General features: G+C 65.9%; 16 protein-coding genes. 13 read left to right on the top strand and 3 right to left on the bottom strand.

What is annotated here, in order from left to right; all coding sequences use genetic code 11:
• Nucleotides 1–13: 13 nt before the first annotated feature.
• The 5 genes from ACSQ3S_RS29610 to corA all read left to right on the top strand — a co-directional run bounded on the left by ACSQ3S_RS29610 (nucleotide 14) and on the right by corA (nucleotide 3,887).
• The gene (locus ACSQ3S_RS29610; protein WP_176652477.1) at nucleotides 14–901 is read left to right on the top strand and encodes a TonB family protein; all 888 of its coding nucleotides are present in this window, start codon (nucleotides 14–16) and stop codon (nucleotides 899–901) included.
• Nucleotides 901–1,725 carry a shikimate dehydrogenase gene (gene aroE, locus ACSQ3S_RS29605; RefSeq protein ID WP_436144615.1) on the top strand — a complete coding sequence of 275 codons (825 nt, stop codon included), beginning with the start codon at nucleotides 901–903 and terminating at the stop codon, nucleotides 1,723–1,725. The genes ACSQ3S_RS29610 and aroE overlap by 1 nt, the downstream gene beginning before the upstream one ends.
• Complete coding sequence (mtgA, locus tag ACSQ3S_RS29600) at nucleotides 1,722–2,429, top strand: monofunctional biosynthetic peptidoglycan transglycosylase (RefSeq protein ID WP_176652479.1); 708 nt, start codon at nucleotides 1,722–1,724, stop codon at nucleotides 2,427–2,429. Before aroE ends, mtgA begins: the two co-directional genes overlap by 4 nt.
• Nucleotides 2,430–2,438: 9 nt before the next feature.
• The gene (locus ACSQ3S_RS29595; RefSeq protein ID WP_353400911.1) at nucleotides 2,439–2,840 is read left to right on the top strand and encodes a DUF4124 domain-containing protein; all 402 of its coding nucleotides are present in this window, start codon (nucleotides 2,439–2,441) and stop codon (nucleotides 2,838–2,840) included.
• An 81-nt stretch (nucleotides 2,841–2,921) separates the two neighbouring features.
• Nucleotides 2,922–3,887: a magnesium/cobalt transporter CorA gene (gene corA / locus ACSQ3S_RS29590; RefSeq protein ID WP_008452071.1), complete on the top strand. Its 966-nt coding sequence runs from the start codon at nucleotides 2,922–2,924 to the stop codon at nucleotides 3,885–3,887.
• 12 nt (nucleotides 3,888–3,899) lie between these two features.
• Here the strand turns inward: corA and ACSQ3S_RS29585 are convergent, their stop codons facing one another.
• Nucleotides 3,900–4,403 carry a hypothetical protein gene (locus ACSQ3S_RS29585; protein WP_413448908.1) on the bottom strand — a complete coding sequence of 168 codons (504 nt, stop codon included), beginning with the start codon at nucleotides 4,401–4,403 and terminating at the stop codon, nucleotides 3,900–3,902.
• A gap of 210 nt (nucleotides 4,404–4,613) precedes the next feature.
• Here ACSQ3S_RS29585 and ACSQ3S_RS29580 point away from each other — a divergent pair, with 210 nt between their 5' ends.
• Entirely contained in the window at nucleotides 4,614–6,344 is a 1,731-nt protein-coding gene (locus tag ACSQ3S_RS29580) for an ABC transporter permease (RefSeq protein ID WP_176652483.1), read from the top strand.
• A gap of 10 nt (nucleotides 6,345–6,354) precedes the next feature.
• Entirely contained in the window at nucleotides 6,355–7,665 is a 1,311-nt protein-coding gene (locus ACSQ3S_RS29575; protein ID WP_176652484.1) for an ABC transporter ATP-binding protein, read from the top strand.
• 79 nt (nucleotides 7,666–7,744) lie between these two features.
• Here ACSQ3S_RS29575 and hemL read toward each other — a convergent pair whose 3' ends face one another.
• Together hemL and thiD are read right to left on the bottom strand one after the other, a co-directional pair.
• Complete coding sequence (gene hemL / locus ACSQ3S_RS29570; RefSeq protein WP_413449535.1) at nucleotides 7,745–9,034, bottom strand: glutamate-1-semialdehyde 2,1-aminomutase; 1,290 nt, start codon at nucleotides 9,032–9,034, stop codon at nucleotides 7,745–7,747.
• 16 nt (nucleotides 9,035–9,050) lie between these two features.
• Nucleotides 9,051–9,911 (bottom strand): bifunctional hydroxymethylpyrimidine kinase/phosphomethylpyrimidine kinase, encoded by an 861-nt coding sequence (gene thiD, locus ACSQ3S_RS29565; protein ID WP_436144614.1) that lies wholly within the window; start codon nucleotides 9,909–9,911, stop codon nucleotides 9,051–9,053.
• A 96-nt stretch (nucleotides 9,912–10,007) separates the two neighbouring features.
• Between thiD and ACSQ3S_RS29560 the strand changes: the two genes are divergently transcribed.
• The 6 genes from ACSQ3S_RS29560 to ACSQ3S_RS29535 all read left to right on the top strand — a co-directional run bounded on the left by ACSQ3S_RS29560 (nucleotide 10,008) and on the right by ACSQ3S_RS29535 (nucleotide 19,695).
• Complete coding sequence (locus tag ACSQ3S_RS29560; protein WP_176652487.1) at nucleotides 10,008–10,160, top strand: rubredoxin; 153 nt, start codon at nucleotides 10,008–10,010, stop codon at nucleotides 10,158–10,160.
• Between the two features lie 72 nt (nucleotides 10,161–10,232).
• Nucleotides 10,233–10,652, top strand: coding sequence for a response regulator (locus ACSQ3S_RS29555; protein ID WP_176652488.1), 420 nt, complete (start codon nucleotides 10,233–10,235; stop codon nucleotides 10,650–10,652).
• 19 nt (nucleotides 10,653–10,671) lie between these two features.
• Complete coding sequence (locus ACSQ3S_RS29550; protein ID WP_176652489.1) at nucleotides 10,672–11,037, top strand: response regulator transcription factor; 366 nt, start codon at nucleotides 10,672–10,674, stop codon at nucleotides 11,035–11,037.
• Between the two features lie 12 nt (nucleotides 11,038–11,049).
• On the top strand, nucleotides 11,050–11,592 hold the full coding sequence (locus ACSQ3S_RS29545; RefSeq protein ID WP_436144613.1) for a chemotaxis protein CheW: 543 nt from the start codon (nucleotides 11,050–11,052) through the stop codon (nucleotides 11,590–11,592).
• An 87-nt stretch (nucleotides 11,593–11,679) separates the two neighbouring features.
• Nucleotides 11,680–14,007 (top strand): methyl-accepting chemotaxis protein, encoded by a 2,328-nt coding sequence (locus ACSQ3S_RS29540; protein ID WP_436144612.1) that lies wholly within the window; start codon nucleotides 11,680–11,682, stop codon nucleotides 14,005–14,007.
• A 30-nt stretch (nucleotides 14,008–14,037) separates the two neighbouring features.
• Nucleotides 14,038–19,695, top strand: coding sequence for an Hpt domain-containing protein (locus ACSQ3S_RS29535; RefSeq protein WP_436144611.1), 5,658 nt, complete (start codon nucleotides 14,038–14,040; stop codon nucleotides 19,693–19,695).
• Nucleotides 19,696–19,735 lie beyond the last annotated feature (40 nt).

Here is a 19,735-nt window from a genome sequence, read left to right as displayed (position 1 = left end):
AACCCGGCCTCGCGTGAAGTCTTTTCAAGAAAATCGGTTCCTGTACCTCGCCACCGGCATCTCGCTGCTGGCCCACGGCGCGTTGCTTGCGGTGCATTTTGTCGCCCCCAAGCCCACGCCCGTGCAACCGACCGATCCGGGGCTGGAAGTGATACTGGTCAACGCCAAGCACAGCAAGGCGCCCTTGAAAGCCGAGGCGCTGGCCCAGGCCAACCTGGACGGCGGCGGCAATGTCGACCAGGGCCGCTCCAAGTCGCCGCTGCCGGACATGCGCAAGATGGAAACCGGCGACAGCATCAAGGCCGCCAAGCGCCGCATCGCCGAGCTGGAAGAGCAGCAAAAGAACCTGCTGACGCAGGCGGCCAGGCAGACGCCGTTCACCGCGCCGCCGGTCACGGAAAAGAGCAAGCCCGATCCGTTGCCGACCGGCGCCGACCTGCTGGACGCCAGCAAGGCCATCGCCCGCCGCGCCGCCGAGATCAGCGAGACCATCGAAGACCAGAACAAGCGGCCGAAGAAAACCTTCATCACGCCGAGCACGCGCGGCGTGGGTTACGCGATGTACTACAAGACCATCCAGAAGAAGATCGAGGACACCGGGACCTTGAACTTCCCCAACGTCAACGGTCGCAAGCTGTACGGGCAACTGGTGCTGTCGATCCCGGTGTTCCAGGACGGCACGATTTATGAGCGGGACGGCGGCATCAAGGTCGACCGCAGTTCCGGCAACCAGGCGCTGGACGAGGCGGCGATGAACATCGTGCGCCGTTCCGCACCGTTCGGCAAGTTCCCGCCGAACATGCTGTCGACCGACAAGGACGATCTGTGGGTGATCGTCACCACCTTCAAATTCACCCGCGAAGACAAACTACAAGCCGACTTAAGCGGCGGAGGACGTTGATGGACCGCTACTGCGTATTCGGCAATCCGATTGCCCACAGCAAATCACCCGAGATCCATGCGGCCTTCGCGGCGCAGACCGGGCAAGACATCAGTTACGAAAAGCGCCTGGCACCGGTGGACGGCTTCGCCGCCGCCGTGCAAGCCTTCATCGCCGAGGGCGGCCTCGGGGCCAACGTCACCGTGCCGTTCAAGCTGGACGCGGTCAAGGTGGCGCAGGCGCTGACCATCCGCGCGCGCGCGGCCGGCGCCGTCAACACGCTGCACTTCACCGAGGACGGCATCGTTGGCGATAACACCGACGGCGCCGGGCTGGTGACGGACATCGTCAGCAACGCCGGCGTGACGATTACCGGCAAGCGCGTGCTGCTGCTGGGCGCGGGCGGCGCGGCGCGCGGCGTGGTGCTGCCGATACTGGAACACCGTCCGGCGCAACTGGTCATCGCCAACCGCACGGTGGCAACCGCCGAAGCGCTGGTCGAACAGTTTGCCGCGCTGGGCGGCGAGGGCGTGGTATCGGCCTGCGGTTTCAGCGCGCTGGAAGGCGCGTTCGACATCGTCATCAACGCCACCTCGGCCAGCCTGAGCGCCGAGCTGCCGCCGATATCGCCATCGATCTTCGGCCCCGGTTCGCTTGCCCTGGACATGATGTACGGAGCCTCCCCCACGGTATTCTTGCAGTTCGCGGACCGGCACGGCGCACAGTTGAAGCTGCGCGACGGCCTGGGCATGCTGGTCGAGCAGGCCGCCGAGGCTTTCAGCCTGTGGCGCGGCGTGCGGCCGGACACGGCGGAAGTACTGCAAGCGTTGCGGGCCAAGCTGTGAGCGCGGCCAAGGCGGGCAAGTGGCGCTGGGTGAAGTGGATCTTCATCGTGCCGGTGCTGCTGGTCGCGGTGGTGCAGCTGTATTTCTTCCTGCAGATCTGGTGGTGGGTTGACCACAACCCGTCGATGACCAGCTTCATGCGCGAACAGCAGTCGGCGCTGCGCGAGAAAAACCCGAACGCGAACATCCAGCAGATGTGGGTGCCGTACAACCGCATCTCGAACAACCTCAAGCGCGCCATCATCGCTTCCGAGGACGCCAACTTCTCCGAGCACGAAGGCGTGGACTGGGACGCGCTGCAAAAGGCCTACGAGAAGAACAACAAGAAGCACAAGGTGGTGTCGGGCGGATCGACCATCACCCAGCAGCTGGCCAAGAACCTGTTCCTGTCCGGCTCGCGCAGCTATGTGCGCAAGGGCCAGGAGCTGATCATCACCTACATGCTGGAAACCTTGATGGACAAGGAACGCATCTTCGAGATCTACCTGAACGTGGTCGAGTTCGGCACCGGCACGTTCGGCGCCGAGGCGGCGGCGCGGCATTACTACGGCGTCAGCGCGGCCAACCTAGGCGCGGCCCAGGCCGCCAAGCTGGCGGTGATGCTGCCCAATCCGCGCTTTTTCGACAAGCACCGCGACTCGGGCTACCTGGCACGACGCACCGGCGTAATCCTGCGCCGCATGGGATCGGCGGAATTACCTTAGGAGGCAGCTATGTTGAGCAAGCAGCGTGGACTCGGATTGATCCAGGTGGCCATCGTCATGGCGACGCTGGCGGCGATTGCGATGGCGTTTCTGATGTCGGCCCGCCACGAGCGCAACTTTTTCACCGAAGGACTGGCCAAGCTGGCCGGCAAGCCGGTGCCGGCCGCAGGCGCTTCGGCCGCATCGTCCGCATCGGCGGCCGCGGCCGTGCCGGTGGTGCCGGCCGGCGTGCTGCGCAAGTGCGTCATCAACGGCAAGACTGTGCTGTCGGACGTCGAATGCAAGGACGGCCAGGTGGTCAAAGCCATCGACACACGGGGCATCGAAGCACCCAAAGTCCCCAAGCCGGACCCTGCCGACAGCGCCCCGCAGTCGGCCACCGACAAAATGATAGAAAAAGCCACCCGCTAGGGTGAAAAACCGCATGGCAGGCTGGCCTCGGCAGGGGCTTTGCGGGTACACTTGCGCTGTTTCCAGAAGGCTTGCGTACCCATGATTAATGTTTTCGTTCTCCAGAATGGCCGGCTCAACCAGGTGCCCATCGACAGTCGCGAAGACCTGGAACAGGTCGAGCCGGTCTGGGTCGACCTGACCGACCCGACGGATGACGAACGCGCATGGGTCAAGGCCATCTACGGCGTCACCCTGCCGGGCGAGGACGAAGTCAAGGACATCGAAGCGTCGGCCCGCTACTACGAGGCTGAAAACGGCGACCTGCACCTGCGCACCGACTTCCTGCTGGAAGAAGAGGACGGCCCGTCGCGCATCGTCACGGTGGCCTTCATCCTGGCGCGCAAGATGCTGTTCTCGGTGCATACCGACGACCTGCCGGTGTTCCGACTGGTGCGCATGCGCGCCCGCTCGCGTCCCGGCTCGATCGCCGACTACATGGACGTGCTGCTGGACCTGTACGCGACCGACGCCGAGTATTCGGCCGACGCGCTCGAAGGCATCTACCAGAACCTGGAAGAGGTCAGCGGCCGCGTGCTGCAGGAAGAATTCACCGACCAGGACGCGGCCGCCGCGCTGAACGCCATCGCCCACGAGGAAGACTTGAACGGCCGCATCCGCCGCAACATGATGGACACGCGGCGCGCGGTCAGCTTCCTGATGCGCGGCCGGCTGCTCAATTCGGAACAGTTCGAGGAAGCCCGGCAGATCCTGCGCGACATCGAATCGCTGGACGGCCATACCTCCTTCCTGTTCGACAAGATCAACTTCCTGATGGACGCCACGGTCGGCTTCATCAACATCAACCAGAACAAGATCATCAAGATCTTCTCGGTGGCCAGCGTCGCCTTCCTGCCGCCGACCCTGATCGCCTCGATCTACGGCATGAACTTCAAGTGGCTGCCGGAGCTGGAATGGCAGCTCGGCTATCCGTTCGCCATCGTGCTGATGATCACCAGCGCGATCGCCCCGTTCTGGTACTTCCGCCGCCGCGGCTGGTTGAAGTAATCACACCGGTAATCACACCGGCTGCGGGCTGAATTCCAGCGACAAGGTGCTGTAGTAGGGGGCGCTGTTCCATTGCTGGTGCAGCGCCAGCGCGCGGTCGTACAGGGCGGCCTTGATGTCGACGCCGAAGCGCTTGAAGTCGAACGGCTGCTTGTCGCGCGCCGTGCAGGCGCTGGCGGCGCCGGCCAGGAAGGCTTGCTCGTCGAACGCGCCCGACCACAACTGGGCCTGCAAGCCCTCGACGATGGCTTCCGCCTGCACCGCCTCGGTCTCGACCTCCTTGTTGGCCCGGTCGTGCACCGCCACCATGACGAACTGCGCATCGGCGCCGCGCGCCAGCAGGCTGAGGAAGCCATGCCGCAGCGGCAGCGCGGACTCCACCACGTAGTGCACCAGGTCATGCGGCAGGATGCCCTGGCGCGGCATCACCGCCTCGGTCACGCTGCCGTTGTTGCGCACGAAGCGCAGCACATCGTATTTGTCGGTTCTGGAACGTTTTTCGGCGATCAGTTTCATATTGCTGCAATATGGCTAAATCAATCACATTATTATGCGCTTGTTAACCCCGCTGAATAGTCACCAACTTTCACGACCGTAATATATTTAAGGCCATATTCCTTTAGAATGGCGGCCTGTGTCACCATCCGGTCACCCGCCTCTCATATACTGGCCGGATTTTCCTTCCCGTCTCCACGCGACGCCCGTTGCCAGAGAAAGTACAAAGCAATGACAAAAAAACGGCAATTTTTCCCCCGCCAGGTGGTGGAGGCCGGCGGTAACCGCTGGGACTGGGCGCTGCTGCCCATCGTGCTGGCGGTGTTCGTCCTGATGGCGTACGGCAGCCAGCAAATGGCGCGCCCCTATGAACTGGGGCAGGCGCTGCCGCTGTCGCTCGATCCGAGCTATCTGCCGTACTACCTGCTGCGCACCACGCTGCGCATGTTCATCGCGCTGGGCGCGTCGGTGGTGTTCAGCTGCGTGTTTGCCGCGCTGACCACCAAGTACCGCGTCGCGGAAAAAGTGCTGGTGCCGCTGCTCGACATCTTGCAGTCGATCCCGATCCTGGGCTTCCTGTCGATCACCGTCACGGCCTTCATCGCGCTCTTCCCCGGCAACCTGCTGGGCGTCGAATGCGCGGCCATCTTCGCCATCTTCACCTCGCAGGCGTGGAACATGGCGTTTTCCGCCTACCAGGGCTTCCGCACCGTGCCGGCCGAATTGTCGGAAGCGGCGCGGGTGTTCCAGCTGTCGGGCTGGCAGCGCTTCTGGCGCCTGGAACTGCCGTTCGCCATGCCCGGCCTGCTGTGGAACATGATGATGTCGATGTCCGGCGGCTGGTTCTTCGTCGTGGCGTCGGAGGCGATCTCGGTCTCCAACCAGAACATCAAGCTGCCCGGCATCGGCTCGTACATCGCGCTGGCGATCGAGCAAAGCAACCTGGGCGCGATCGGCTGGGCCATCGCCGCCATGCTGATCGGCGTGCTGCTGTACGACCAGCTGTTCTTCCGTCCCTTACTGGCCTGGGCCGACAAGTTCCGCTTCGAGGAAACCGGCGGCGACGCCGGCCAGCAATCGTGGCTGCTGACCTGGCTGCGCCGCACCGAGCGCACGCAGGCGCTGGTCGAATGGTTCGGCAATATGCTGTCGCGCTCCATCGCGCTGTTCCGCCTCGGCCATGACGGCACCTCGATCCGCGCCCGCCGCGACCAGGCATCGGTGGTGCCGCAGCGCGTCTGGGACGCGGTGATCGCCGCCGTCGTGTTCTACGCCCTATGGAGCCTGGTGCACTTCATCAGCACCGAAGTGGGCTGGAGCGAAGTGGGCCACGTGATCACGCTCGGCCTGTACACGATGATACGGGTGGTGCTGCTGCTGGCGCTGGCCGCGCTGGTATGGGTGCCGATCGGCGTCTGGATCGGCATGAATCCGCGCTGGGCCTCGCGCACGCAGGCGGTGGCGCAGTTCCTGGCCGCCTTCCCGGCCAACCTGGTGTTCCCGGTGGCGGTGATCCTGATCGTGCGCTACCACCTGAATCCGGACATCTGGCTGTCGCCGCTGATGATCCTCGGCACCCAGTGGTACTTGCTGTTCAACGTCATCGCCGGCGCCTCGACCATCCCGACCGAGCTGCGTCACGCCGCCAAGAACTTCGGCCTGACCGGATGGCTGAAATGGCGCCGCTACCTGCTGCCGGCCATCTTCCCCAGCTTTGTCACGGGCGCGATCACCGCGTCCGGCGGTTCGTGGAACGCGGCCATCGTCGCGGAATTCGTCAGCTGGGGCCCGACCACGCTGAAGGCGCACGGCATCGGCAGCTACATCCAGGAGATGACCGTGGCCGGCGACTTCCCCCGCATCGCGCTGGGCATCGGCGTGATGTGTATCTTCGTCATGGGCTTCAACCACTTTGTCTGGCGCCGTTTGTACACCCTGGCCGAAAGCCGGCTGCATTTCTAGGAACAGAATCATGAGCACTCCTATCGTCGAATTGAAATCGGTCGGCAAGCACTTCCGCGGCGCCGACGGCTCCGCGCGCTCGGTGCTGGAAGGCGTGGACTTCACGCTGAACGAAGGCGAGATCGTCGCGCTGCTGGGCCAGTCCGGCTCCGGCAAGTCGACCATGCTGCGCATCATGGCGGGGCTGATCCAGGCCGACGCCGGCCAGGTGCTGTATCGCGGCATGCCCCTGTACGGCACGGCGCGCGGCATCCGCATGGTGTTCCAGTCGTTCGCGCTGTTCCCGTGGCTGACGGTGCAGAAGAACGTCGAGCTGGGACTGGAAGCGCAGGGCATGCCGGCCGAGGAGCGCGCGCGCCGCGCGGAAAAAGTGATCGAGTTGATCGGCCTGTCCGGTTTCGAAGGCGCGTTGCCGCGCGAGCTGTCCGGCGGCATGCGCCAGCGGGTCGGCATCGCCCGCGCGCTGGTGATGGAGCCGGAAGTGCTGTTGATGGACGAGGCGTTTTCCGCGCTGGACGTGCTGACCGGCGAGCGCCTGCGCGAAGAGATCCTGGAGCTGTGGCAGTCGGGCCAGATCCCGACCAAGGCCATCCTGGTGGTGTCGCACAACATCGAGGAAGCGGTGATGATGGCCGACCGCGTGCTGATCTTCGCCAGCGATCCGGGCCGCGTGCGCGCCGAGCTGCCGATTTCGCTGCCGCAGCCGCGCAAGGCCGAAGGCGCCGAAGTGCGCCACCTGATCGACAAGGTGTACGAGCTGATGACGGCCGGCGCCGGCAAGCGGGGCCTGATCAGCGAGAAGGAAGTCAAGCTGCAGCTGGGCGACCGCCTGCCGCAGGCCGACATCGCGCACATGGAGGGTATCTTGGAATTGCTGGCCGAGGAGCCGTTCTCCGGCCGTGCCGACCTGCCGCAGCTGGCCGAAGAGACCGAGCTGACCGACGCCGAGCTGCTGGAAGTCTTGAACGCGCTGATTTTGCTGGGCTTTGCCTACCTGACCAACGGCGACATCCTGCTGACGGAGCTGGGCGGCCGCTACGTCGCGGCGACCAACACCGAGCGCCAGGAAGTGTTCGGCAAGCAGCTGCTGGAGCACGTGCCGCTGATCGCCTACATCTGCCACGGCCTGGAGCAGGACAAGTCCGGCGATTTGCCGGAAGACCTGTTCCTGAAGCTGCTGCGCTTCACGCTGAGCGAAGAAGAAGCCGAACGCGCGCTGCGCATGGCGATCGAATGGGGCCGCTACGGCGACCTGTTCGAATACAACTTCAACACCGGCGTGATCCAGCTGGCCGAAGAAGACGAGGAAGACGAAGTTTAAAAAAAAGCGGGGTCAGTTCCGGCAACCTGCCACGTGTGGCAGGTTGCCGGAACTGACCCCGCTTTTTGACCCCGGGTTCTTACGCCAGCTTTTTAAAGACGCGGCTGGCGGCGGCGATGGTCTCGTCGATCACCGCGTCGGTGTGCTGGGCCGAGACGAAGCCCGCCTCGAACGCGGCTGGCGCGAAGTAGACGCCTTCATCCAGCATCGCGTGGAAGAACACGTTGAAGCGCGCGCGGTCGCCCGCCATCATCTCGGCGTAGTTGTTCGGCGGCGTCTCGCTGAAGTACAGGCCGAACATGCCGCCCACCGAGTCGGCGCAGAACACGATGCCCGCATCCCTGGCCGCCTTGGTCAAACCGGCCGCCAGGCGCGCCGCCGAGGCGCTCAACTTGTCGTAGAAGCCCGGCTCCTGGATGATCTTCAGCGTCGTCATGCCCGCCGCCACCGCCACCGGATTGCCCGACAAGGTGCCGGCCTGGTACACGGCGCCCAGCGGCGCCATCTTGCTCATCAACTCCGCGCTGCCGCCGAAAGCCGCCACCGGCAAACCGCCGCCGATCACCTTGCCCAGCGCCGTCAGGTCCGGCTTGATGCCGTACAGCTGCTGCGCGCCGCCCAGCGCCACGCGGAAGCCGCACATCACTTCGTCGAAGATCAGTACCGCGCCGTGCTTGGTGCACAGTTCGCGCATCGACTTGAGGAAGGCCTCGCTGGCCTTGATCAAGTTCATATTGCCGGCCACCGGCTCGACGATGACGCAGGCGATTTCGTCGCCGAACGAGGCGAACGCCTCTTCCAGCTGCTGCACGTTGTTATAGTCGAGCACCAGCGTGTGCTTGACGAAGTCCTCCGGCACGCCGGCCGACGTCGGATTGCCGAAGGTGAGCAGGCCGCTGCCGGCCTTGACCAGCAGCGAATCGGCGTGGCCGTGGTAGCAGCCTTCGAACTTGACGATCTTGTCGCGGCCCGTGGCGCCGCGCGCCAGGCGCAGCGCGCTCATGGTCGCCTCGGTGCCGGACGAGACCAGCCGCACCTGCTCGATCGACGGCACCAGGCGGCAGATCTCTTCCGCCATCAGCACCTCGCCCTCGGTCGGCGCGCCGAACGACAGGCCGCGCGCGGCCGCTTCCTGCACCGCCTTCACCACCACCGGATGCGCATGGCCGACGATCGCCGGGCCCCAGGAGCCGATGTAGTCGATATAGCGCTTGTCGTCCGCGTCCCAGAAGTACGGGCCTTCGGCGCGGGTGATGAAGCGCGGCGTGCCGCCCACGGAGCGGAAGGCGCGCACCGGCGAGTTGACGCCGCCTGGCGTGGTTTTCTGGGCGCGCTCGAACAGCACGTCGTTTTTCGAAATCGTGGTCATGATGGCATCTTCAATATCAAGTTGGTAAAGCCTGCTGCAGATGGAAAAAGCGGTTCGGCACGAATTTCCCCATGCCGTAGCGCTGCGCATGCGCCAGCGCGCCGACGGTGTATTCCTGCGCCGCCGCCACCGCCTCGGGCACGTCGGCGCCGCGCGCCATGTAGGCCGTCACCGCCGCCGACAAGGTGCCGCCGGCGCCGATGAACGGGCCCGCCATGTGCTGCCAGGGGTCGTGGCTGATCATGCCGTCGGCGCCGAACAGCGTGTTGGCCAGCGTGGCCGCGCCGAGCGGAGAGGCGGCCGCGTCGCCCGACGCGGCGCCGGCCGCCGTGCCGGTGACCAGCACGAATTCGCAGCCCAGGGCCAGCAGGTGCTCGACGTCCGATTCCAGCGTGTCCTCGCCGCCTTCGCGCCAGGTTTCGGCCAGACGGCCCAGCTCCACTTGCGACAGCATCAGCAGCGTCGCCTGCGGCACCAGCAGCTGGCGCAGGGCGGTCAGCAGTTCCTCGGCGTCGTCGGCGTCGGCCGGATCGGGCAGGCGGGAACTGAAGGGATCGAGTATCAGCGGGGCGTCCGGGTAGTCGGACAGGATCTCGGCGATCGCCGCCACCTGCTCGACATTGGACAGCGCGCCGACCTTGAAGGCGGCCATCGTCATGTCCTCGAGGACCACACGGGCCTGGTCGGAGACCCAGTCGGGATCGATTTCCTGCATGTCTTCGACACGGGCACTGTCGCCGATCAGCAACGCGGTGGTCACCGCCAGGCCGGTGCAGGAGAGGGCGGAAAATGCCGCCAGATCGGCCTGGACGCCTATCGCGCCGGCCGGATCGGCAGCGCCGAAGCTTAATATGAGAGGAGAAGTTTGGTTTTGCACGGCGGGTAGATTAAGATACCTAATTCAGCATTTTACTTGATTGAAGGGTGGCAGAACGTGAGTAGCAATGAAACAACGCAGGAGTTCCAAACCTGGATGTGCCTGATCTGTGGCTGGATCTACGATGAAGAAGCCGGCCTGCCCGACGAAGGCATCGCCGCCGGCACCCGCTGGGCCGATGTGCCGATGAATTGGAGCTGCCCGGAATGCGGCGCCCGCAAGGACGATTTCGAGATGGTAGCCATCTGATCGGCCCTGCCAGCGCCGCGCCCGTCGCCGTCCTCCTGTGCTATGGTATAGCACCATTCCTGCGAACTGATTATGACGACCACGCCGCACGCTGAATTGACAAACAAGGCATTGAAAATCATGGTGATCGACGACAGCAGCACGATTCGTCGATCGGCCGAGATCTTCCTGACCCAGGCCGGCTACCAGGTGGTGCTGGCCGAGGATGGCTTCGACGCCCTGGCCAAGATCAACGACCACCATCCGGCGCTGGTCTTCTGCGACATCCTGATGCCGCGCCTGGACGGCTACCAGACCTGCGCGCTGATTAAAAAGAGCGCCAAATTCCACGCCACGCCGGTACTGATGCTCTCCTCCAAGGACGGCCTGTTCGACCGCGCGCGCGGTGCCATGGTCGGCTCGGCCGCCTATCTGACCAAACCTTTTACCAAAGACAGCCTGCTGGCCGCCGTGCGCGAGCACACCGGCGGCGGCGCTGCCGCACCCGAATAAGAAAGCCCCAGGGGATACCATGGCCATACAAAGAATTCTGATCGTCGACGATTCGCCCACTGAGCGCTACTACCTGACCGACATCCTGGTCAAGAACGGCTTTTCCGTCTCCACCGCCGAGAACGGCGAAGAGGCGCTGGCCAAGATCAAGGCTGACAAACCGCAGCTGATCCTGATGGACGTGGTCATGCCGGGCGCGAACGGCTTCCAGGTGACCCGTTCGATCGCCCGCGATCCCGAACTGCAGGACGTGCCGGTGATTATCTGCTCCAGCAAGAACCAGGAGACCGACCGTATCTGGGGCCTGCGCCAGGGCGCGCGCGACTACCTGGTCAAGCCGGTCGATGCCGCCGAGCTGCTGGCCAAAATCGCGGCTCTCGGTTAATCGACGAGCGCGATGAGCAGCCACACGCCCGACACCCCCGTCCCTGCGACCGGCCCGGAACGCCGCAGCCGCCTGCGCCAGTACCAGGTGCAGCTGCTCGAACGCATGCAGGCAGCCAAGACCGGCGCCGCCGCCGGCGGCCGTGAACTCGGCGTGCTGCTGGGCGGCCGCCACTGCCTGCTGGACCTGACCCAGATCAGCGAGATCGTGCCGCCGCAACCGGTGACGCCGGTGCCGCTGGCGCAGGACTGGTACCAGGGACTGGCCAATATACGCGGCAACCTGACCGGCGTGATCGACCTGGCGCGCTACCAGGGCCTGTCCGCCGGCGACACGGCGGCGGCCGAGCGGCGCCTGATCACATTTTCGCCTGGGCTGGGCTTCAATTGCGCGCTGCTGGTCGAGCGCGTGCTGGGACTGCGCAAGCTGGCCGACATGACGGCCGCCAGCGACGCGCCCGACCAGTTCACCGACGCCGATGGCCAGCAGTGGATCCGTATCGACCTCGCGCAACTGGTGCGCGAACCCCGTTTCAGTCAAGTTGGTCTCGTGTAGCTGAGTAGTAAAAACTAATCCGGAGAGGGTGTAATGGCTTTCAACATGGGTATTTTCTCGCGTGGCAACCGGAATGCCGGCCAGGACATGGCAGCGAATTCAGAATTCGGCGAAGCCGGCGATTCACAGTTCATGCAGAACGCCGCCGAGGCGGGCAAGGGAGCTGCCGCGGCAGCGGCAGCGGCAGCTTCCGCCCCCGCCGCCGCCGGACAGGACGACCATCCCGACAACAATGCCGGCACCGACAGCGCGGCGCCGCTGCGCCTGCGCGATGCGCTGGGCCGTCGCGGCGCGCCCGTCGCAGCCGCCGAGGCGGGGGGCGGCTTCAAGCTGCCGCTGATCGGCCACCTGCCGGCGCAGCGCCAACTGAGCGTGCTGTCGACGGCGCTGGCGGTCAGCCTGGCGCTGAGCGCCGCCTTCGTCGCCCTCAACACTATCCACAGCGGCAACCGCTCCACCCAGACCCAGATCGCCAGCGACGCGCTGATGCACTCGCAGCGCATCGGCAAGGCCACGCCGAACGCGGTGCAGGGCAGTGCCGAAGGCTTCCGCCAGCTGGAGGAAAGCCGCAAGGAGTTGAACAACGACTTCACGCTGATGACGCGCGGCGGCCGCTATCAGGGCCGCGAGATCGGCCAGCCGATATCGTCGCTGGCGCCCATAGTCGCCGCGGCGCGCAAGCAGTGGAACCAGACGGACAAGGCGGCCAACACCATCCTGCTGCTGAAGGCGGACCTGAGCGGCGTCGACAAGACGCTGCAGAAGCTCAACGCGATGTCGCCCGAGCTGCTGACACGCGCCGAGGAAATCTCCGCCCTCAAGCTGCAGCGCGGCGGTTCGGCGCGCGAGATCGCGGCGCTCGGCAAGCTGACCATGCTGACCCAGCGCATGAGCCGCAGCGCCAGCGAGTTCCTCCTCGGCGGCGGCGTCAAATCGGAAAGCGCGTTCCAGCTGGGACGCGACACCACCGTGTTCCGCAACACCGTCGACGGCTTCCTTAACGGCAGCGCGCCGCTGGGGCTGGCCGCCGTGCGCGAGCCGGACCTGCGCGAAAAAATCATCGTGCTGAAAACCGAATTCGAGGAGTACCAGAAGCTGGTCACGGCCATCCTCGACAGGCTGGACAAGTTCAGCGCCGCCAAAGCCGCCGAAGAGCTGATCTTTAACGACAACGAAGCGCTGCGCCAGCGCCTGTCGGTGCTGCAGCAAGCCTACCGCGAAGACCAGGATTCCCTGGGCTTGACGTTCTGGCTGATGGTGGTCGGCGGCATGCTGACGCTGATCTCGGCGGCGGCCATCGGCCGCGTGCTGCTGATGGATTCGTACAACCGCACCCGCGGCGCGGACCGCCGCCGCCAGGAAGCGGAAGCCATGCGCCAGCAATCGCAGCGCAAGGAAGAAGAAGCGAAGGCCATGAATGACCAGAATCAGGCCGCGATTCTGCGCCTGATGAACGAGCTGCAGGAAGTGGCGGATGGCGACCTGACGGTGCAGGCCACGGTATCCGAGGACATCACCGGCGCCATCGCCGACTCGGTCAACTACACGGTCGAAGAGCTGCGCGGGCTGGTCGGCCGCGTCACCGCCACCGCCGAGCAGGTGACCAAGGCGTCCACCCACGCGCAGACGATTTCCAGCGACCTGCTGCTGGCATCCCAGCAGCAGTCGCGCGAGATCCAGGATGCGTCGGCCACCGTGGTCAAGATGGCCAACGAGATCACCGACGTGTCGCGCTCGGCCAGCGAATCGGCCGACGTGGCGCGCCAGTCGGTGGCGGCGGCGCAGCAGGGTTCGACGGCGGTGGAAAACGCCATCAAGGGCATGCACGAGATCCGCGAGCAGATCCAGGACACGTCCAAGCGCATCAAGCGGCTGGGCGAATCGTCGCAGGAGATCGGCGAGATCACCGAGCTCATTTCCGACATTACCGAACAGACCAACGTGCTGGCGCTGAACGCGGCGATCCAGGCCGCGTCGGCCGGCGAGGCGGGACGCGGCTTCTCGGTGGTGGCGGAAGAGGTGCAGCGCCTGGCGGAACGCTCGGCCGAGGCGGCCAAGCAGATCGGCGCGCTGGTGCGGACGATTCAAACCGATACCCACGACGCCGTGGCCGCGATGGAGAAGTCGACCCAGGGCGTGGTCGAGGGCGCGCGTCTGTCCGACGCGGCCGGCGCGGCGCTGAGCGACATTTCGCAGGTGTCGAACCGCCTGGCCGAACTGATCTCCGGCATCTCGCTGGCGACCGGCCAGCAGGCCACGTCGGCCACCGGCGTGGCGCAGAACATCCAACACATTTTGACGGTGACCGAGCAGACGCAGGACGGTACCCAGCAAACCGCACAATCGATTCATAAGCTGTCAGTGCTGGCGCAGGAATTGAAAAACTCGGTGGCGCGATTCCGCATCGCGTCCTGAACCGCCCATCATTGAAAGGCCGAGGCAAGCATGACCACAACTGATTTTTCGAACCCGCCGCAACCGCAATTCGATACCGGCCCCCTGTCGTGGGTAATGGTGGAAATCCGCGAGTCGCTGGCACGCTCGAAGACCGCGCTGTTCGAAGCGGGCGGCCGGGCACCGGAAGATCAGGCGACCCAGCTGCAGCACGCCAAGTCGCACCTGCACCAGGCGCACGGCGCCCTGCAGATCGTCGACGTGGACGGCGTGGCACTGATGACGCAGGTGGCGGAAGAGGCGCTGGACCGCTTCAAGGCCGGCACGCTCAAGTGCAGCACCGACCATGCGCAGACGCTGGCCGAGCTGTATCAGGCGCTGGTGGAGTATCTGCAGGAGCTGCTGGACGGCGTGCCGCCGCAGCCGGTCAAGCTGTTCCCTTACTACCGCGCGGTGCAGCAGATGATGGGCGTGGAGCGCATCCATCCGGCCGACCTGTTCTATCCGGACCTGTCGCGCGGGGCCGGCCTGCCGCTGGCGGCCGATGCCGGCGCCGCCGACTATGCGGCATTCCGGCAGCGGTTTGAAAAATCGCTGCTGCCTTACCTGAAGAGCACCGACGCGGCGCAGCAGCAGGAACATGCCGCCGCGCTGCGCGACGCGGTCAAGCTGGTGGCCGACGCGCAGCAGGACGGGAAGGCGCGCGCCTTCTGGGTGGCGATGCAGGGCTTCGCCGAGCTGGTGGCCAGCGGCGAACTGGCGGGCGGCCTGTACGTCAAGCAGCTGTTTGGCCTGATCAATCTGCAGATCCGTCGCTTGAGCCAGGGCGCCGCCGCCCAGCCGGAAGCGATGCTGCGCGACGCCTTGTTCTTCATCGCCGCCGCCGGACCATCGTCGGCGTCGGAAACCGTGCAGCAGCTGCGCCGCGTCTTTGCGCTCGATGGACTGGTGCCGGCCGACTACGAAGCCCGCCGCTACGGCCAGATCGACCTGGAAGCGCTGGAACGCGCCAGGACCGCCATGGCGCAAGCCAAGGCCGCATGGGACAGGCTGGCTGACGCGGTGATCGATCCTGAACTGGATGCGGCCTTCGGCGCAGCCTTGGCCGATGCCGCCGCCGAATGCGAAAAACTGGCCTTGCCGGCGCTGTGCACCCTGCTGCGCCAGTTGGCCGACGTGGCGCGCACCGCGGTCACCGCCGGCCGCAGCGAGGAGCTGGCGCTGGAGATGGCGACCGCGCTGCTGTTCGCCGAACACGGTCTGGAACAGATCCGCCACCTGCCGGACGATTTCGCCGCGCATGCCGACACGATAGGCGCGCGCCTGCTGGCGCTGGTGGCCGGCGATACGCCGCCGGCTCCTGCCCAATGGCAGAACGGCCTGGCGCGCCAGCTGCAGCAGGACGACACGGTGGTCGCGCTGGCGATGGAAATGAAGACCGGACTGCGCCAGGTGGAGAAGGTGCTCGACGAGTACTACGTCGATCCGTCCCGTCGCCCGTCGCTGGTGGAACTGGATCCGGTGCTGCACCAGCTGCAAGGCGCGCTGGCGATCCTCGACCAGGAAGACGCGATGCGCGCGGCCCAGCATGTGAAGGCCGCCGTGCAGGGCCTGGCGGCCGGCGGCGGCGATCCGTCGCTGGAGCCGAAGACGCTGGACGACATTGCGCAGAACGTCGGCGCGCTGGGCTTCTTTGTCGACATGCTGGCGCAGAACGCGCCGGGTGCGCGCGAGCGCTTTGCCTTCGACGCGGAGCATGGCAGCTTCCGCTCGGTGCCGTTCAAGAAGATGCCGGCTTCGGAATCGATCCCTGTGCTGGAAGAGCAGGTGCCGGCACCTGCGCCGTCGTCGATGCCGTTGGCGGCGCCCGCGCCTGCGCCCAGCGATGCGGCGGTGGAAGCTGAACTGCTGGAGATATTTATCGCCGAGGCGCGCGAGGTTTTGCAGTTTGTCGATGGGACGCTGGCCAAGCCGCGTTCGGAGTCGGGCGGCGAAGAGAGCCTGGCCATGCTGCGCCGCTCCTTCCATACGCTCAAGGGCAGCGGGCGCATGGTCGGCCTGAACCAGTTTGCCGACGCCGCGCATGCGATAGAGCGGGTGATGAATGTCTGGATGGCGGAAGCCCGGCCGGCTAGCGATGCCTTGTTCGACCTGCTCGGCAGGGCTGCGCAGGACATGGGGGCGTGGGTGGCGGAGCTGGTCGCCAGCGGCGTTTCGTCGCGCAATGCCGATGCGCTGGTCGTAGCCGCTGCCCGGGTGCAGGAGGGGGGCGATTTCACCATCGACGAGGCGCCGCCTGCCGAGGGCGCGGCGCCACCGGTCGAGGAGATCGAGGCCGTGGCACAGCCGCCGGAGGACGAGGTGCCGGCCGTTGAGGAAATCGCTCCCGCGCCGCTGGTCGTCAGCGGCAACGTCATCGAATTCCCGACCATCACGCCGGCGGTGCCGCGCGACGACAACGTCAAGCATATCGGCGATCTGGAGATCGCCCTGCCGCTGTACAACATCTATCTGCACGAGACGGACGAACTGGTTCGCTTGCTGACGCAGGACTTCGGCGAATGGCGTCACGAGCCGCGCCGTCCGGTGAACGCAGCGGCCTTGCAGGCGTCGCATACGCTGGCCGGGACTTCGGGCACGGTGGGGTTCAAGGCGCTGCGCGAGTTGGCGCTGGCGCTGGAGTCGACGCTGCAGGCGCTGCTGCCGCCGGCGCCGCACCTGGACCAGGTGCAGCATGACCTGCTGGACTTTACGATTGAACGCATCCGCCAGATGCTGCACAGTTTTGCTGCCGGCGAAATGCCCGCTTCGCAGCCGGAGCTGCTGACCGCCTTGCATGACCTGCGCGAGGAACTGGCGGCCACGCCGCCCGCGGCCAGCAACGATATCGAGGCGCGCCTGGATGATCTGGTGGCCGAGACGATGGACAACATCACGTCGCCGCCGGAACCGGTCGAGTCGGCGCTGGATCAGCTGTTCCGCGAGACGTATAACGCAATCAGCGGCAGCGTGCCGGAGTCTGAAGTGGCGGCGCCCGAGCCGGCACCGAAAAAAGCACCGGCGCCTGCGGACGATATAGACGATTTGTTCAACGCCGCCTTCGACGACACCTTTGCCGAGCCGCCGCTCAAGATCGCCGCGCCACTCGCGCCGGAGCCGGAGCCTGTGCCGCCGGTCCTCGCGCCCGAGCCAGAGCCTCAGCCCGAGCCAGAGCCAGAGCCAGAGCCAGAGCCGCAAGCGGCCGAACCCGAGCCCCAAGCCGCCGCGCCGGCGCTTGACTCAACGCCCGAGCCGATGCCCGAGCTGGACACGGAAATCATCGAGCTGCCGCCCGCCGAAGCGGAAATCCTGACCGCCGCGCCGGCGATCTTCCACGACGAACTGGACGCCGACCTGATGCCGGTATTCCTGGAGGAGGGCGCCGACCTGCTGCCGCAAGTGGGCGAATCGCTGCGCGCCTGGCAGCATCAGCCTGCCGACCCCTCGCATGCGCAAAGCCTGTTGCGCCTGCTGCACACCGTCAAGGGCAGCGCCCGCATGGCCGGCGCGATGCGTCTCGGCCAGCACGCGCACGAAATCGAAACCCACATTGAAAACATGGTGCACGCCGGTTCCGCCACGCCGCAAGCGTTCGACGAACTGCTGGCACACTACGACCACGCGCTGCTGTTGTTCGAACAACTGCAGCACCCGGAGGCGCTGCAGCAGGCCGGCACCTCCGGCCTGGCCGCCGATGTCGGCAGCATGGACGCCGGCGCCGCCGCGATCGCAGGCACCGATGGCGTCGTCGCGCTCGACGTGGATGCCTACGCCGGTGCCGCCGTCGAGTCGCCCGCCGGCGACACCGCCAAGCCCACCGCTCCGGCCCCGGTAACAATCGACGATCCGCAGCCCGGCGCCAAATCGCCGCTGGTCCGCGTTCGCGCCGACATCCTCGACCGCCTGGTGAACCAGGCCGGCGAAGTCTCGATCTCCCGCTCCAAGCTGGAAAACGAAGTGGAGACGCTGCGCTCCTCGCTGTTCGACTTCTCGGAAAACCTCACCCGGCTGCGCCGTCAACTGCGCGAAGTCGAAATGCAGGCCGAATCGCAGATCGCCTCGCGCATGTCGATCTCCAGCGAGCGCGAATTCGATCCGCTCGAATTCGATCGCTTCACGCGCCTGCAGGAGCTGACCCGCATGATGGCGGAAAGCGTCAACGACGTCGCCTCCTTCCACGAAAGCCTGACCCGCAGCGTCGACAACGCCGGCGAAGACCTGGTGCTGCAAGCGCGCCTGACGCGCGACCTGCAGCGCGACCTGATGCGCGTGCGCATGGTGCCGTTCGCCAGCATCTCGGAGCGGCTGTTCCGTGTCGCCCGCCAAAGCGCCAAGGAAGTGGACAAGCGCGTCAACCTCGATATCCGTGGCAGCGCCGTTGAAATCGACCGCAGCGTGCTGGAACGCATGGCCGCGCCGTTCGAGCACCTGCTGCGCAACGCCATCGCCCACGGCGTGGAAAGCCGCGCCGGCCGCGGCGAGGCGGGCAAGAACGAAACGGGTGAACTGCTGGTGCAGGTGGCCCAGCAGGGCAATGAAGTCGTCATCGAATTTACCGACGACGGCGCTGGCCTCGATCTGGAGCGCATCCGCGCCAAGGCGGTCAGCAACGGCCTGCTGCGCGAAGACGAGGAAGTCACCGATGCCCAGATCGCCGACCTGATTTTCGAACCCGGTTTCTCCACCGCAGAATCGCTGACCGAGCTGTCGGGACGCGGCGTCGGCATGGACATCGTGCAGTCCGAAGCACAAGCGCTGGGCGGCCGCGTCGACATGTTCTCCGAACGCGGCAAGGGCACAAAATTTACCATCCACCTGCCGCTGACGCTGGCCGTCACCCAGGTGGTGCTGCTGGCCGCGGGCGGCAAGACATACGCGCTGCCGGCCATCCTGGTCGAGCAGGTGCTGCAGATGAAGGAAGCCGCGCTGGCGGAAGCGCACCGCAACGGCCACGTGCCGATCCAGGGCCAGCAGGCGGCGCTGCATTACCTGCCAGTCTTGCTCGGCGCCGGCGGTGCGCAACCGCCGGTGCAGCGCTCCTCGCCGGTGATGATGCTCAAGAACGGCAACGAGCGGCTGGCGGTGCAGGTCGACGAGGTGCTCGGCAACCGCGAGGTGGTCATCAAGAACATCGGCCCGCAGTTGGCGCGCATGGTCGGCATCGCCGGCGCCACGGTGCTCGGTTCCGGCGATATCGTGCTGATACTGAACCCGGTGGCGCTGGCGCAGCACCTGGCGCATCATCCGGAACTGAAGGCGCAGCACGCACAGGCGGACGGGCGCGATCGGGCGGCGCATCAGCGCGGACGTTCCATCATGGTGGTGGACGATTCGATGACGGTGCGCCGCGTGACGCAGCGCCTGCTCGAGCGCGAAGGCTACACCGTCGTCCTGGCCAAGGACGGCGTGGACGCGCTGGAGCAGTTGCAGGGCAGCGCGCCGGACCTGATGCTGGTCGATATCGAGATGCCGCGCATGGACGGCTTCGACCTGACCCGCAACGTGCGCGGCGACGACCGCACCAAGGACATCCCTATCATCATGATTACCTCGCGCAGCGCCGACAAGCACCGCAACTACGCGCTGCAACTGGGGGTGAACGCCTACTTCGGCAAGCCGTTCCAGGAGCCGGTGCTGCTGGATGCGATCGAAGGGCTGCTGAAACAGTAAGGCATTTGCAAGCCATTTGTGGGTAGTACAAGATTACCTT

This window comes from Duganella sp. LjRoot269 (assembly GCF_964254095.1).
GTDB lineage: Bacteria > Pseudomonadota > Gammaproteobacteria > Burkholderiales > Burkholderiaceae_D > Rugamonas > Rugamonas hordei.
This window is presented reverse-complemented; position numbering and strand designations above follow the sequence as displayed.

What these genes read in the sequence shown, in the direction of transcription:
- aroE (WP_436144615.1), top strand. Translation starts at nt 901, where the DNA reads ATGGACCGCTACTGCGTATTCGGCAATCCGATTGCCCACAGCAAATCA.
- ACSQ3S_RS29595 (WP_353400911.1), top strand. Translation starts at nt 2,439, where the DNA reads ATGTTGAGCAAGCAGCGTGGACTCGGATTGATCCAGGTGGCCATCGTC.
- corA (WP_008452071.1), top strand. Translation starts at nt 2,922, where the DNA reads ATGATTAATGTTTTCGTTCTCCAGAATGGCCGGCTCAACCAGGTGCCC.
- ACSQ3S_RS29585 (WP_413448908.1), bottom strand. Translation starts at nt 4,403, where the DNA reads ATGAAACTGATCGCCGAAAAACGTTCCAGAACCGACAAATACGATGTG.
- ACSQ3S_RS29580 (WP_176652483.1), top strand. Translation starts at nt 4,614, where the DNA reads ATGACAAAAAAACGGCAATTTTTCCCCCGCCAGGTGGTGGAGGCCGGC.
- ACSQ3S_RS29575 (WP_176652484.1), top strand. Translation starts at nt 6,355, where the DNA reads ATGAGCACTCCTATCGTCGAATTGAAATCGGTCGGCAAGCACTTCCGC.
- hemL (WP_413449535.1), bottom strand. Translation starts at nt 9,034, where the DNA reads ATGACCACGATTTCGAAAAACGACGTGCTGTTCGAGCGCGCCCAGAAA.
- ACSQ3S_RS29560 (WP_176652487.1), top strand. Translation starts at nt 10,008, where the DNA reads ATGTGCCTGATCTGTGGCTGGATCTACGATGAAGAAGCCGGCCTGCCC.
- ACSQ3S_RS29555 (WP_176652488.1), top strand. Translation starts at nt 10,233, where the DNA reads ATGACGACCACGCCGCACGCTGAATTGACAAACAAGGCATTGAAAATC.
- ACSQ3S_RS29550 (WP_176652489.1), top strand. Translation starts at nt 10,672, where the DNA reads ATGGCCATACAAAGAATTCTGATCGTCGACGATTCGCCCACTGAGCGC.
- ACSQ3S_RS29545 (WP_436144613.1), top strand. Translation starts at nt 11,050, where the DNA reads ATGAGCAGCCACACGCCCGACACCCCCGTCCCTGCGACCGGCCCGGAA.
- ACSQ3S_RS29540 (WP_436144612.1), top strand. Translation starts at nt 11,680, where the DNA reads ATGGCAGCGAATTCAGAATTCGGCGAAGCCGGCGATTCACAGTTCATG.
- ACSQ3S_RS29535 (WP_436144611.1), top strand. Translation starts at nt 14,038, where the DNA reads ATGACCACAACTGATTTTTCGAACCCGCCGCAACCGCAATTCGATACC.